This window comes from Clostridium sp. UBA7339 (assembly GCF_002470865.1).
GTDB classification, from domain to species: domain Bacteria; phylum Bacillota; class Clostridia; order Clostridiales; family Clostridiaceae; genus Clostridium_J; species Clostridium_J sulfidigenes.
Window position 1 is genome coordinate 767,242 of record NZ_DKPI01000006.1, and the last position, 13,985, is coordinate 781,226.

At 29.1% G+C, this 13,985-nt stretch carries 15 protein-coding genes and 1 riboswitch; of the genes, 4 read left to right on the top strand and 11 right to left on the bottom strand.

All coding sequences use genetic code 11. The annotated features are described in order from the left end of the window. Positions 1-3: 3 nt before the first annotated feature. The 6 genes from B2S02_RS07035 to cobT all read right to left on the bottom strand — a co-directional run bounded on the left by B2S02_RS07035 (position 4) and on the right by cobT (position 6,114). Positions 4-1,776 (bottom strand): aminopeptidase P family protein, encoded by a 1,773-nt coding sequence (locus tag B2S02_RS07035; RefSeq protein WP_346920475.1) that lies wholly within the window; start codon positions 1,774-1,776, stop codon positions 4-6. 49 nt (positions 1,777-1,825) lie between these two features. Continuing rightward, entirely contained in the window at positions 1,826-2,680 is an 855-nt protein-coding gene (locus B2S02_RS07040) for a DegV family protein (protein ID WP_346878522.1), read from the bottom strand. 285 nt (positions 2,681-2,965) lie between these two features. Continuing rightward, positions 2,966-3,781, bottom strand: a complete 816-nt coding sequence (gene cobS / locus B2S02_RS07045; protein WP_051823907.1) for an adenosylcobinamide-GDP ribazoletransferase — start codon at positions 3,779-3,781, stop codon at positions 2,966-2,968. 15 nt (positions 3,782-3,796) lie between these two features. Continuing rightward, positions 3,797-4,348 (bottom strand): bifunctional adenosylcobinamide kinase/adenosylcobinamide-phosphate guanylyltransferase, encoded by a 552-nt coding sequence (cobU, locus tag B2S02_RS07050; RefSeq protein ID WP_346847411.1) that lies wholly within the window; start codon positions 4,346-4,348, stop codon positions 3,797-3,799. Positions 4,349-4,393: 45 nt separating this feature from the next. After that, entirely contained in the window at positions 4,394-4,981 is a 588-nt protein-coding gene (cobC, locus tag B2S02_RS07055) for an alpha-ribazole phosphatase (RefSeq protein WP_346847410.1), read from the bottom strand. Between the two features lie 59 nt (positions 4,982-5,040). Beyond that, the gene (gene cobT, locus B2S02_RS07060; protein ID WP_346847409.1) at positions 5,041-6,114 is read right to left on the bottom strand and encodes a nicotinate-nucleotide--dimethylbenzimidazole phosphoribosyltransferase; all 1,074 of its coding nucleotides are present in this window, start codon (positions 6,112-6,114) and stop codon (positions 5,041-5,043) included. 159 nt (positions 6,115-6,273) lie between these two features. Continuing rightward, positions 6,274-6,446: riboswitch (cobalamin riboswitch) on the bottom strand. Positions 6,447-6,719: 273 nt separating this feature from the next. On the opposite strand from cobT, the gene B2S02_RS07065 reads away from it, so the two are divergent. The 4 genes from B2S02_RS07065 to B2S02_RS07080 all read left to right on the top strand — a co-directional run bounded on the left by B2S02_RS07065 (position 6,720) and on the right by B2S02_RS07080 (position 10,682). After that, positions 6,720-7,580, top strand: a complete 861-nt coding sequence (locus tag B2S02_RS07065; RefSeq protein ID WP_346920476.1) for a DMT family transporter — start codon at positions 6,720-6,722, stop codon at positions 7,578-7,580. Between the two features lie 236 nt (positions 7,581-7,816). Continuing rightward, a complete protein-coding gene (locus B2S02_RS07070; RefSeq protein ID WP_346879500.1) occupies positions 7,817-8,911 on the top strand; it encodes an MGDG synthase family glycosyltransferase in 1,095 nt (364 codons plus the stop codon). Further along, positions 8,911-9,615: a polysaccharide deacetylase family protein gene (locus B2S02_RS07075; RefSeq protein ID WP_346847406.1), complete on the top strand. Its 705-nt coding sequence runs from the start codon at positions 8,911-8,913 to the stop codon at positions 9,613-9,615. The genes B2S02_RS07070 and B2S02_RS07075 overlap by 1 nt, the downstream gene beginning before the upstream one ends. Before the next feature lie 2 nt (positions 9,616-9,617). Next, on the top strand, positions 9,618-10,682 hold the full coding sequence (locus B2S02_RS07080; protein WP_346847405.1) for a lysylphosphatidylglycerol synthase transmembrane domain-containing protein: 1,065 nt from the start codon (positions 9,618-9,620) through the stop codon (positions 10,680-10,682). Between the two features lie 129 nt (positions 10,683-10,811). Here the strand turns inward: B2S02_RS07080 and B2S02_RS07085 are convergent, their stop codons facing one another. The 5 genes from B2S02_RS07085 to B2S02_RS07105 form a co-directional block, all read right to left on the bottom strand. Next, positions 10,812-11,282, bottom strand: coding sequence for a cupin domain-containing protein (locus B2S02_RS07085; protein ID WP_346847434.1), 471 nt, complete (start codon positions 11,280-11,282; stop codon positions 10,812-10,814). 2 nt (positions 11,283-11,284) lie between these two features. Then, complete coding sequence (gene eutH, locus B2S02_RS07090) at positions 11,285-12,379, bottom strand: ethanolamine utilization protein EutH (protein ID WP_035130598.1); 1,095 nt, start codon at positions 12,377-12,379, stop codon at positions 11,285-11,287. A gap of 81 nt (positions 12,380-12,460) precedes the next feature. Further along, positions 12,461-13,006 (bottom strand): BMC domain-containing protein, encoded by a 546-nt coding sequence (locus tag B2S02_RS07095; protein WP_346847404.1) that lies wholly within the window; start codon positions 13,004-13,006, stop codon positions 12,461-12,463. After that, positions 12,999-13,271 (bottom strand): EutN/CcmL family microcompartment protein, encoded by a 273-nt coding sequence (locus B2S02_RS07100; RefSeq protein WP_035130595.1) that lies wholly within the window; start codon positions 13,269-13,271, stop codon positions 12,999-13,001. Before B2S02_RS07100 ends, B2S02_RS07095 begins: the two co-directional genes overlap by 8 nt. An 11-nt stretch (positions 13,272-13,282) precedes the next feature. Further along, positions 13,283-13,969, bottom strand: coding sequence for a TIGR02536 family ethanolamine utilization protein (locus B2S02_RS07105; protein ID WP_346920477.1), 687 nt, complete (start codon positions 13,967-13,969; stop codon positions 13,283-13,285). Positions 13,970-13,985: the final 16 nt, after the last annotated feature.

Genomic DNA, 13,985 nt, shown 5'->3' on the forward strand with positions numbered 1-13,985 from the left:
TTTTTAAATCTCTTTGGTTGCATTTCTTAACCATAAAACCTCATCCTCTAATAAATAGGGACTTAACTTTTCTAATACTTTTTTATGATAATCATTTAACCAAGATTTTTCATCTTCATTAAGCAAAGGTATATTTATTGCATCTAGTTCATAAGGACATAAAGTTAAATCTTTAAAGCACATAAATTTTCCAAAATCATTTTTTTCTTTTTCTTGAACAGCTATTAAGTTTTCAATTCTTACCCCATGTTTATCAGCTTTATAAACTCCAGGTTCATTAGATACTATCATGCCTTCTTCTAAATCAATTGGATTTAATTCTCTTCTTATCCCCTGTGGACCCTCATGTACATTAAGTAAATAGCCAACTCCATGTCCTGTTCCATGTTTAAAGTCTAATCCTTTGCTCCAAAGAGCTCTTCTTGCTAAAACATCAAGACTACATCCCGGAGTTCCTTCCAAGAATATTGCTGTAGATAGATTTAGATGTCCTTTTAAAACTAAAGTATAATCTTCCTTTTCTTCTTCTGTAAGTTCACCTAGGGCTATAGTTCTTGTAATATCCGTAGTTCCATCTAAATATTGAGCTCCAGAATCTACTAGGAACAATCCTTTTGGTTGTAGTTTCAGACTAGACTCTTCAGATGCTTTGTAGTGAATTATAGCTCCATGAGGACCATATCCCGCAATGGTATCAAAGCTTATGTCTATAAAATCCTCACCTTCTGCTCTAAGTTTTTTTAGTTTTTCAGCCGCTGATATTTCTGTTATCTCTTCATTATTTACATTTTCTTTTACCCACTTTATGAACTTTACCATAGCTATTCCATCTTTTATATGGGCATTTTCTATATTTTTAAGCTCTACAGAATTTTTTCTAGCTTTTAAATCCGTAGTTATATTCCTTTTTTCTATTGTGTTAACTTCTTTATTTATAGATTCCTTAAGCCATACATTAGTTTTGCTTGGATCAAAGGTTATATTTCCTTTAATTAACTTAAGATCTGATACTATGTCATTATAATCTTTTATAGATATTGATTTACTACTTAATAGATTTATAATTTTTTCATTTAATTTTTCCTTATCTACATATAGAATATACTTGTCATCACTAATTAAGAAATAACTTAAGAATACAGGATTACATTCCACATCTCCGCCTCTTAAATTTAGAAGCCATGCTATATCATCTAAAGATGCTAATAATAAGTTATTTACATTAATATTTTTCATTTCTTCTTTTACTAAAGTTAACTTTTCTTCTACAGTTTTTCCTGCATAAGAATCTTCATGAATAAATATTTTATTATTAGGCATAGTTGGCCTATCTTTCCAGATAATATCAAAAATATCTTCTTCAGGTTTTGTTTTAATCCCCTTTTCTTCAAAAGCTTCTTCTAAATCATGAAGCTGAGAAACTGTAAACACCTTTCCATTAAAGCTGACAGTATCTCCTGATTTCACATTATCACAGATCCATTGTGTATAGGTTTTAACACCTGGTTCACCCATACGTTCTAGTATGTATTCTGTACCTTGAATTTGTTGTTCTCCTTGAAGAAAATATCTTCCATCTACCCATAAATGAGCTTCTTTCTCCGTTATAACAACAGTTCCAGCAGATCCAGTAAATCCTGAAATCCATTGTCTCACTCTAAAATAGTCACTTACATACTCACTTCCATGATTATCTGAACTTGGAATAATAAAAGCGTCTATACTTCTTTCTTTCATTAAACTTCTTAAACTTTCAATTCTTGATTTAATATCCACTTTAACATCTCCTTATAAAATAAATTTTATTAATGTTTAAATATCAATCTTATTTTTCAGTATAATAAACAACTCCTACAGTTTTAGGTCCTACATGACAGCCTATCACAGGCCCAATGCATTGTATATCTACATCTATACCTAATATTTCTTTGATTTTATTAGCTAGAGCCCTTCCTTCTTCTTCACAGTTTATGTGATGAACTATTACCTGTCCAAGTCCTCTATTTTTTATATCCTTTTGCAATTTTTCTATAATTTTAAGTATTGCCTTCTGTTTTGTTCTAACTTTATCAAAAACTGAAGTCTTTCCAGCTTCTACAGTAAGTATAGGTCTAATTTGAAGAAGTGCTCCAAATAAAGCGGCTGCTCCTCCTATACGACCACCCTTTTTCAAATATTCTAAAGTATCTGGTACAAATAAAAACCTACTCTTACTCTTTATAGCCTCTACTCCAGCTATAACTTCCTCCATAGATTTACCTTCCTCAGCCAGTTTTGCTGCTTCCAAAACTGCATATCCCATTTGCATACAGTTAGATGCTGAATCTATAACTTCCATCCTAGCCTTAGGATATTTGTCCATTATCATTGTTTTTATTAGTTGATTACAAGTAGCATATGTACCACTCATTTCTGAGGATATAAAAACTCCTAATGCTTCATGTCCTTCACCTATAACCTGGTCAAAGCTATTAAATAAATCATCTATACTTGGTTGAGATGAAGTAGGTATACTATCTAGCTTCTCCAATGTTTTATAGAACTTATCATTTTCAATTTCTATTTCTTTATTCGCTATATTATTTATAACAACACCTAAAGAAACTACAGTAATATCATATTTTTCTATGAGCTCCTTTGGTATATAACTAGTACTATCTGTTATTATTTTTATACTCATAAATCTTGCCTCCAAATAACAATAATTATATGCTTATTATTAATTATAATCATAATTAATATTTATTTTTATATTATATTTAATTCTAATATAATATTCTAATTTTCAAAAATATAAAACTCTCTACGGAGCTAACATTTAAGTAATATAATATTTAAATTAAGTTTGCATCTCAAATTTAAAATTCAAGATGCAAACTACAATATTAATTATATACAATTTTCTAAACAATATTATAATTATATCAATACCAGATTTAAAAATATATAGATAACCATTATTTTCTTAAAAAATCATACTACTAATTAGTATAAATAAAGCTAGCTCAACAATTTCATTATTGGCACCTAGGGTATCTCCAGAATGCCCTCCTATTTTGCTATTACAAAACAAATTAAATATTATAGTAACTATAAGTCCACCAAGTAAAAGTATAATAATATATTTAATATTAAAGAATAAACTTCCAATAAGTAAAGTAAGAGTTAATGCTCCTGTAAAATATACACCATTAGTATTTCCAATGTAAAAATTCCCAGTACCTTCTTTCTTAGCCGACTTTCCTATTAAAGCAATAAATACAGTAAATAATCTACTTATCATTGGTACTACTATTATCATATAACCTATAGATTTTGTTCCTATATAATATATTCCTAAAGCCTTAACTGCTATATCTATAATCATGGCTAATACTCCAAAAGAACCTACTCTACTATCCTTCATTATCTCAATTATTCGCTCTCTACTTCTAAAAGAAAAGAATCCATCACAGGTATCTCCTAGTCCGTCCATGTGAAGTCCACCTGTAATAAATATTCCAACTATAACTGTAATTATAGCAACCATAGGTAATGGCAACCATATAGATGTAATATAAAAAATTAAATATTCAATAGCCCCAAGAATGGCTCCTACTACGGGAAAATATAAAGTAGCTTTTTTAAAGTTTTCTTTCTCACAAGCCAAAGATATATTTACCGGTATTCTAGTTATAAATTGGAATAGTAAAAGAAAATTATTAAAGAAAATCTTTTCTTTTCCTATGGCTCCTAATACCATAATAGCTATTATAGCTAAAATTATCAAATTTTTAATCATAACACTGCTCCTCGTCTATCCCTTTATTTTTAGTCCTTGTCCACAACAAACTAAATATACCTCATCACAAATATTTGCTACATGTTGATTTATAAAACCTTGAATATCTCTAAAAATTCTAGATAATTTGTTTTCAGGCACTAATCCCCATCCAACTTCGTTGGTAATTAATACAACTTCTTTATCTAACTCTTTACACTTTTCTAAGAATAATGTAAATTCATTCTTTATGCTATCACATATTTTATCTATTTCATCATCACTTATATTATCGTAATTTGTAGTGATTTCAAACATTAAATTGGTAGTCATTATAGTAACGCAATCTAAAAAAATATATCTTTCAGTAAATCTCTCTATTTTTTTATGTAAGTCTTTATAACTTTCTAAGGTTTGCCACTTTTTATTTCTGCTTTCCTTATGCTTTTCTATTCTGTGCTTCATTTCATCGTCTGTTACTATAGCTGTTGCTATATATAATACATCATCAGTATGTTTAAGTAGATTTTCTCCATATTTACTTTTCCCACTTCTACATCCACCAGTAACTAAAGTTAATTTACTCATTTTCTTTCTCCTCTTCTTTTATCCTCATAAACAAATTAATTAATATTAAAATTCTACTGGAATTATACTATCAATATAAAAGTACCCGTATTCTAATTTAATTATGGACAAATCTGCATTTTTAGAATTAAACCTCCAATAATTATCTAAACTACCTTCCAATATATAAGTATATATTGTTCTTATAATTCCTCCATGGGTACAAATAAGTATATTTTCAACTGATTCTTTTTTTAGTTCTTCCATAAAGCTTTTCACTCTATTATAAACCTCTATAAAGCTCTCTCCATTCTCTATGGAATACTCCTTCCAATCATTTGTCCAAGTATCATATTCTAACTTAAATGAATCTTGTAACTGCTTATAGTTTTTTCCTTCAAAGATTCCAAAGTTTCTTTCATTCAATCTAGAATCTACTTTAACTCCTTCTCCTTCATATATTTTTTTAAGGGTTTCCTTTGCTCTTTTTTTTTCACTACAAAACACTTTATCAAAGTTTATATGTTTCAATTTTTCTCCTACTAATTCTGCTTGCTTAATTCCCTTTTCTGTTAGTTCACAGTCTATATCTCCATAGTAAGTCTTTTTTATATTTTCTTCTGTTTCCCCGTGTCTAACTATATATATTTTCAATTACTACACTCCTTTATAAAAAGCCGTATATCAATAACCTATCTGCACCGGTTCATATTCTATTGTTTTCTTATATCTATATAATCCTTTTTATCTATGCCAGCTTCATTAAAGGAATCCATATTATTCATAGTAAAAACAGCACTCTCTATTATTCCAAAGGCTATTGGACATCCACTACCTTCACCTAATCTCATTCCTAAACTAAACATAGGTTCAAGTCCTAAAGTTTTCATTGCATATTGTGATCCTGGTTCTGCTGATAGGTGAGATGCAAACATATACCCTGAAGTCTTTGAACTTAATTCCTTTGCACAAATAGCTGCAGCTGATGATATAAGCCCATCAATTACCACTGGCACTTTATATATAGCACCTCCTAAAAATACTCCACAAAGGCCAGCTATATCAAATCCACCTACCTTACTAAGCACATCTATTGCATCATTTTTGTTAGGCTTATTTATTTCAATAGATTTTTTTACCATAGCCTTTTTATGGGACAATCCATCATCTGTTAGACCTGAGCCTTTACCAACTATTAAATCACTATCAATTCCAGAGAATACACTTATTATAGCTGCAGAAGTAGCTGTATTACCTACTCCCATCTCACCAGTTCCTATTAAATCATATCCTTGATTTTTTAACTCCTTAACAATATCAATTCCTATCTTTATAGCTTTGATAGCTTCTTCCCTAGTCATTGCAGGACCTTTAGTCATATTACTTGTACCATATCTAATCTTTCTGTTAATTATTCTAGGATCAGTAAATTCCTTATCCACTCCTATATCAACCACAGTAGTATCATTATTGTAGTATCTACTTAATATACACACTCCAGTAGTACCCTTTACAAAATTTTCTGTAACTGTAGCTGTTACCTCTCTTGGACATGAAGAAACCCCTGATTCTTGAATTCCATTATCAGCACACATTATAACTATATTTTTCTTTTTTATTTCTTTTATATGCTCACCCTTAATACCACTAAGTTTTACAACAATCTCTTCTAATACTCCTAAACTTCCTATAGGCTTGCTTAAATGATCTATGTAATTCTTAGAATTATTCATTACTTCTCTATTTACTTCTTCAATGCCACTTAATAACTTTTTTAATTCATCCACTCTTATCACTCCATCTAAATTTATTCTGTAAAATTTATTCTTTAAATAGTTTTATTATAACTAAAAACACCCTTATCCTCTAAGATAAGGGTGTTAATACACATAACTAAATTTATTAAACTAAAAAATAGTTTGATATACTCTTCCCTCCGAAGGTCTCAACTAACAAAGTTTTAGGCAGGTCTCCTGGCTCACGGCTTATCCTCATCATTTCCTTCCCAGTAAATTACCAGTGGTATCATGACTTGTATCCGTACACAGTAGCGGGGGCTGCAGTGGCTTTTAACCACTTTCCCTATTAAACTTAATGTACCTTAAACTATTATTCATTTAACTTAAATTATATACTACTAGCATAACTTATTCAACAATCTTTATGGACTCCATATTAAATAATACATATAACTTTAGGTTATTAACTATAAATATAAATTAAATTTACATAACATTCGTAAATATCCCTATTCCCTTGAAAAATTTATGAAATAGTGGATAATTATAATTGATAAGTAATATCATTTGAATTGCATTTATAACTTTACTATGATACATAAACTGTATTTTAAAATAGTTTATAAAAATTAACTTAAGATTGGAGACGTACTATGAGTAATAGAATTAAAGGAATAATATTAATTATTTTATCTGCCTTTGGCTTTGCAATGATGTCTGCCTTTGTAAAGCTATCTGGAGATTTACCCTCTACGCAAAAGGCTTTTTTTAGAAACATAGTTTCTTTTGTCATAGCCCTTGGTATGATTATATATCACAAAGAAAGTTTCTTTGGCAAAAAAGAAAACCAAAAGCTTCTTATTATGAGATCCACTTTAGGCACATTAGGAGTAATATTAAACTTTTATGCTATAGACCATCTTATTCTTTCAGATGCTAATATGCTTAATAAGCTAAGTCCTTTCTTTGTAATACTTTTCTCTGCTATCTTTTTAAAAGAAAGATTACAGGTAAGGCATATTACTATCATTGCTATTGGTTTCCTTGGATCACTACTTATTATAAAGCCTGCTTTTAGTGTAGACATAATTCCTTACCTCATAGGGCTTTCATCTGCCATATTTGCTGGCTCTGCCTATACCTGCGTTCGAGCCATTGGAAACCGTGAAAAGCATTATACTGTGGTGTTTTATTTTTCTTGCTTTTCTGTAATAACAATTTTCCCATTTATGATATTTTCTTATACACCTATGACTTTGATTCAATTTACCTACTTAATATTAGCCGGTATCTTTGCAACTATAGGACAATTTGGAATTACTCTAGCCTATAAGTATGCACCTGCAAAAGAAATATCAATTTTTGATTACTCTAATATAATCTTTTCAGCTATTATAAGCATGGTAATATTTAACCAATCCCCTGATATCATAAGTATTTTAGGATACATAGTTATATTTTCTGCTTCACTTTACATGTTTATGTACAATAAAAAACTAGATAACCTTAAATAATATTTTTAAAAGTGTTGTCTCAAAGTTAATTCTTTTGAGACAATCCTTTTTATTATATATCTAAGGTCTTTATTTCTCTATTTAATATAGTAATTTATTATTAATTTATGTTTAGCTTAATAATTTCCTCCAAATCTTTAATAAATCTTAAGATTTATTAAAGGTATTTCTTAAGATTTACCATGTAAAATAAAACCATAGTAAAAATTATGTAGAATTAATGGGGGGTTTAAAATATGAAAATATTAATTCTTACAGGAAAATTTGGTATGGGCCATTATTCAGTATCTAAATCTTTATGTGAACAAATTCAGTCTAATCATCCTAATGCATCAGTAGTTATAAAGGATGTTTTTGAATATTCGTTACCAAATTATTCCAATGCACTTTATAAGGCTTTTAATGTTATGGTGAACAAAGGTAGTGTGTTTTATAATCAAGTTTATAAAATTACGGAAAATAGAAAATATAATATGAATCCTATGTTTTTAAAATACTTTCTTCCTAAGCTTGATAACCTAATTAAAGATGTAGAACCTAATATTATTATTTCTACTCTACCCTTTTGCTCTCAACTAATATCAAGATATAAGATGAAATATAATCCATCTCTTCCGCTTATAACTTGCATAACGGATATTAGTAGTCATTCAGAGTGGCTTAATGATAATACTAATTGTTATTTAGTTGGAAGTAACTCTTTAAAAAAGGATTTAATTTTAAAAGGTGTTCCTGAAAACAAAATATTTATTAATGGAATACCAGTAAAAGAGGAATTTAAAAAATCTATAACTAATAGTTCTTCTAATGAAAAACAGCTCCTTATTATGGGCGGTGGATTAGGGCTATTACCCAAGTCTATGGAATTTTATAACCAGCTTAATTCTTTAGAAAATGTAAAGACTACAGTTATTACAGGAAAAAATACTGAAATCTATAATATGCTTTATGGAAAATATGAAAATATTAATGTACTTGGATATACTGATGAGGTTTATAAATATATGCAAAAAGCAGATTTAATACTTTCTAAACCTGGTGGAATAACTTTATTTGAAAGTATTTTCTCAGAAACACCTTTAATTGCCTTTAAGCCTTTTCTTCAACAAGAAATTAATAATACTAACTTTATATTAAATAATGGTATTGGAAAGGTTCTTGAGACAAGTCCTGATAAATGTTTTGATAAAATAAAAAAAATTATTTTTGATGATGCAATACTAGATAATCTTTCTAATAATATAAAAATTTTCAAAAAACAATTTGATTGTACATCAATTGAAAAAGTATTACTTACTTTAGAAGCTAATATGGATGGAGCGTGTGCTTAATGTACTTTACTACTTTAACAGCTATTATTATAATTATTTTTCTAATTCATTCAATTATACCAACTTTATACAACAAATATATAAATTCAAATATTATTAAACTCACTAATAAAGATAATGAAATAATGCTAACTTTTGATGATGGCCCTGATGAAAGATATACTAATAATCTTTTAGATGTGCTTAAAGAAAATAAAATTAAAGCTACTTTCTTTGTTGTTGCAGAGAATGCTAAGAATAATCCTGAAATAATCTATCGTATGCATAAAGAAGGGCACACTATAGCACTACATTCTTTAGCCCATAAAAATGCTCTCTTTTATAGCTATAAATATACGAAAAAAGATTTTAAAAATAGTATAGAAATCATGAAAAACTTCAATTATCAAATCAACTATTATAGACCTCCTTGGGGACATAGTAATATCTTTACAAACTTTTTTGTTAAACAGTATAATTTAAAAATGATTTTATGGGATGTTATGGCAGAAGATTGGAGTAAATATGCTACAGTAGATTCTATATCTTCAAAGTTAATACTACGCACTGATAGAAATTCTATTATATGTCTACATGATGCAGGAGAGAATTCAGGGGGTGCCTCCAATGCTCCTCTTAAAACCATTGAAGCATTATCTACAGTTTTACCTAAGTTAAAATTAGTAGGTTATAAATTTATAACACCAGAAAGGTTAGGACATTAATTGTGCAAAAATCTATAAAAAAAGACAAGTTTAAAAACTACTATGGAAGTTTAATTTTTATGTTCTTACTCATTGCTATTACTTTTTACTTACTTTTTAAAGATACTTCGATAACTTCACTAATCCCTGTAATAAACACAATTAATCCTATTTACTTATTCATAGCATTTTCTATGATGTGTCTATTTATAATTTTTGAAGCTTATGTTATTTATATTATACTTAAAAATTTAAATATAAAAGTACCTTTTAAAAAATGTATTGGTTATTCCTTTATTGGATTTTACTTTAGTGCTATTACTCCTTCATCATCTGGTGGTCAGCCAGCACAAGTATACTATATGAAAAAGGATAATATAAATATATCCTATTCTTCTTTAACTTTGTTAATAGTTGCCATAGTCTATCAATCAGTAATGCTTTTATATGGACTACTTATGTATCTTTTTAAATATACTTTTATAATAAATAATATACATGGCATTAAATGGTTGTTAATTTACGGAGTTATGATAAATGTATTTATAATAGGTTTTATATTTGCAGCTATATTTTCTAAAAATTTAGTTGGTAAATTTATTAAATTTATTGTTGAACTCTTATCAAAATTTAAAGTTATAAAAAATACAGAGTATACTCTATCTAAAATTGATGTTCACCTTGATGAATATACTAATGGTGCTAATTATATCAAAAATAATCCTTTACTAATTGTTAAGGTTTTAATAGTTACAGTTTTACAAATCACAGCCATGTATTTAGTTCCATATTTCATATATAAATCTTTTGGATTAAGTACTTATGGCATTATAGATGTACTTTCTATACAAGCCTTATTAACTATAGCAGTCTCTTCTTTGCCTTTGCCTGGCGCAGTAGGTGCCAGTGAAAGTAGCTTTATGATATTATTTAAAATATTCTTTTCAAAAGAATTATTGCTCTCTGCAATGCTATTAAGCCGTGTAATTAGTTTTTATGCCTTTCTATTATTAAGTAGCATAATAACAATAATTATTCATATTAAAGTTAATGGTAGACATAAAATTCAACATAGTCATCTATATTAATAATAAGCTCAGATAGAAATTACAGTAATAGAATATTTAATATTCTATTAGTTTATATTTAAACTAAAAATACAGACTATATCTAAATAAAATTTGGATATAGTCTGTATTGGTATGTTAATTAATTTATTAGTTTTGAGTTGCCCAATCTGCTGGATATGTTACATATATGAATCTAGCATAGTTTGGAACTGAGAATTTAATTGTGCTTCCTTTTGGTATTAAAATTAATTCTCCAGCATCTGCAGATACAAGTCTTCCATCTATTACTATGTCTAGATGTCCTTCTATAACATAATCTATTTCATCATAGTTTAAAGTCCAATCGAAGGTTGTTTCTTTCATCTCCATTATTCCACAACCTAATCTTTTACTTTCCTCAAGAGTGAATAAATCTTTTGTATATACTATATCACTGCTATTTCCAGTATCAAGTCTATTTGACTCATCTACTCTAACTGTTGGTAGTTTAACAGAGATAATTCCACTTACATCTTTATTTCTTACAAAATCTACAGAATCATTAGAAGCTCCTGTAAGTTTTTCTTCTATTATTTGTCTAACTAATTTTTCTAATAAGCTTTTATCGATATTTTCCATCATTATTTAGCCTCCTCCTTTTTAGCTGCATTGTTTGCAATAAATATAGCTACAAATACTGCTGTAATTCCTGCAACTAATTTACCAACTATCATTGGTAATATCATTTCTGAATTAAATCCTGCTGTAAATCCTAAGTGATCTCCAAATACAAAGGCTGCAGATACTGCAAAAGCAACGTTAATTATTTTACCTCTGTTATCCATATCCTTCATCATTCCGAACATTGGAATACTATTAGCAAGCGTTGCAACCATACCAGCAGCTGCTATATCATTCATTTTTAAAACTTTACCTAATCCCATTAATGGTTTTTGGAATACTTTCGTAATTACATATACTAGTGGGAATGCTCCAGCAAGAACTATTGCTATTGCTCCAACAGTTTCAATACCATCAGAAATTGGTGCCATTCCTGGAATTACAACAATTCCTGTTAATGCTTCAATTACAGCCGCTGCTAATCCTAAAGTTATAACTATTACTACAAACTTCCCGAAAACTGTAAATCCTTTAATTATTGCATTTTCAAATTTCCAAAGTCCTAAAGCTATAAGTGCTGCAATTATTACTATTGGAATTAAGTTTTTTAGTACCATAATTATTGGGAATCCAGCTACAAGACCACCAACAAAAGCTCCTAATGGAATTGTAATAACCCCTGCTAATACTCCCATAGCTAAGAATTTATGATCTTCTTTTTCTATTATTCCAAGGGCAACTGGAATTGTAAATACTATAGTAACACCCATCATTGAACCAACTATTAATCCGCCAAACATTCCTGCTTGAGAATCTACTGCAAGAGCTTTAGAAAGCGAAGCTCCTCCCATATCGTTTGCAAGTAATGTACCTCCAAACATACCGGGGTCTGCTCCTAAGAAATTAAATACTGGTACTATTACTGGTTCTAATATATTTGCAAGTACTGGTGCAAGACAGATAACTCCTATCATTGCAATTGCAAGAGAACCCATAGCCATGAAACCTTCTTCGAACTTTTCTCCCAGTCCAAACTTATTTCCTAAACACTTATCTATGGCTCCAAGGGCCATAAATACAACCATGATATATACGATTATCTCGTTAATTCCCATTGTTTCATCTCCTTAATAAGTTAATTCTTTATTTATTCAATTTATTTATACTGTTAACTGTGTAAACTAAAGTTTAAGCTTTTATGTTAAATACTTAATGATAAGTTCATCTGGCGAAGGTATTACTGATGCATGAACAATTCGTTTTTCTTCTATAGCTTCTTTAGCTATATTTATTCCATGCTCTACATCACTAAGCCCACCAGAAATAATATAAACAAGTTTACCACTTATTCCAGATGCTACTTGTAGTTTTACTAAATTTAAATTGGCTCCCTTAAGAGCAATATCTAACGCTTTAAGACCACTACTTACGCTATTGGTCTCCATTACTCCTATGGCCCCATTAGCCTTAGTTACAAACCTACTTTTCAAAGCTTGTATAATATTATTATGGACACTATTTATAATACAACTATCTATTATATGCCCCTGACCAGAGAAAATCCCGTGGTCAAGGGTTGTTCTTATAGCACCTTCATCTCCTGTTAATATCACTAAAAACCTTCCAGGACATATAGTTTTAATATATAGTACATCAACATCAGCTTTTTTCACCATTTCATCTGCAACTTCAATGCCTTTAGCTATACTTTTAAAATCAATTGCTCCAATACTTTTACTCATTTTCCACCTCTATTGAATCAATTATTCCTATTATAGTTGCATCCACAGGTACATCTCTTTCTCCTAGTGATACTCTAGCTGCACCACCTCTAGTTATAAGTACATTGTCTCCAGTACCTGCACCTACACTATCCGCTGCTACAAAAAAGCCTGTTTCTTCTACATCTATATCTTTAAGTAGCCTCACTATTAAAAACTTTTGACCATTTAGCTTTTCATCTTTTCTAGTTGCCCATAATCTACCAACAACTCTACCTATAACCATATTATCCTCCGCTAAACTCTTTTAACTTTCAGATTATGAATTCTTATAAAGTCGTTAGCCAATGGAGTGATTATGCTTTTTTTATCTATTACCACAGATTTCATTCCATTCATAAATGGCTTCCTAAGATCCATCTCACTAATAAGTTTCTTATTTCTAATTTCGAAGCTCATCTCTTCTGATATAAAATTTGAAGTTTCTAATATACTAATATTTTCAATTTTTTTATACTCTTCTTTTCTTGTGGTTTTATCTTCAACTTTTTCAATAAACTCAACTATATCAATTCCGTACACTTTAAGCTCTCTTTCAAAGCTTAAATACTTATTATATAGTGCTCTTGGCGCAGTATTTTTATACTTTCTATACTCTAGACCATTTTCAAGGACATATACCTTCTTACCTGCTAATAGCATATTAATGATAAAGTTTTCTTCTTCATTAATACCAGTTAGCGTAGCTATATTTGCCATGGACTTTATAGATAGTGTAGAAACTATGGCTATGTCAGCTTCTAGTTGTTCTTCATTATATGAAGTCACAGTATATTCTTCATCTAAATTAGATTTAGTAATAGGATCCAACTCTACATCTCCAATTATTACAGCTATCTTATGTTTTACAATATTTTTATTTGTTTCTTCTAACTTTTTATAAACTTCTTTTACTATTAAGTCCACAAGTTTATCATAGTTCATTTATATACCTCCTTTT

Coding starts and splice junctions, on each gene's coding strand:
- B2S02_RS07040 (WP_346878522.1), bottom strand. CDS start 2,680: ATGAGTATAAAAATAATAACAGATAGTACTAGTTATATACCAAAGGAG.
- cobS (WP_051823907.1), bottom strand. CDS start 3,781: ATGATTAAAAATTTGATAATTTTAGCTATAATAGCTATTATGGTATTA.
- cobU (WP_346847411.1), bottom strand. CDS start 4,348: ATGAGTAAATTAACTTTAGTTACTGGTGGATGTAGAAGTGGGAAAAGT.
- B2S02_RS07065 (WP_346920476.1), top strand. CDS start 6,720: ATGAGTAATAGAATTAAAGGAATAATATTAATTATTTTATCTGCCTTT.
- B2S02_RS07070 (WP_346879500.1), top strand. CDS start 7,817: ATGAAAATATTAATTCTTACAGGAAAATTTGGTATGGGCCATTATTCA.
- B2S02_RS07075 (WP_346847406.1), top strand. CDS start 8,911: ATGTACTTTACTACTTTAACAGCTATTATTATAATTATTTTTCTAATT.
- B2S02_RS07085 (WP_346847434.1), bottom strand. CDS start 11,282: ATGGAAAATATCGATAAAAGCTTATTAGAAAAATTAGTTAGACAAATA.
- eutH (WP_035130598.1), bottom strand. CDS start 12,379: ATGGGAATTAACGAGATAATCGTATATATCATGGTTGTATTTATGGCC.
- B2S02_RS07095 (WP_346847404.1), bottom strand. CDS start 13,006: ATGAGTAAAAGTATTGGAGCAATTGATTTTAAAAGTATAGCTAAAGGC.
- B2S02_RS07100 (WP_035130595.1), bottom strand. CDS start 13,271: ATGGTTATAGGTAGAGTTGTTGGTAGATTATGGGCAACTAGAAAAGAT.
- B2S02_RS07105 (WP_346920477.1), bottom strand. CDS start 13,969: ATGAACTATGATAAACTTGTGGACTTAATAGTAAAAGAAGTTTATAAA.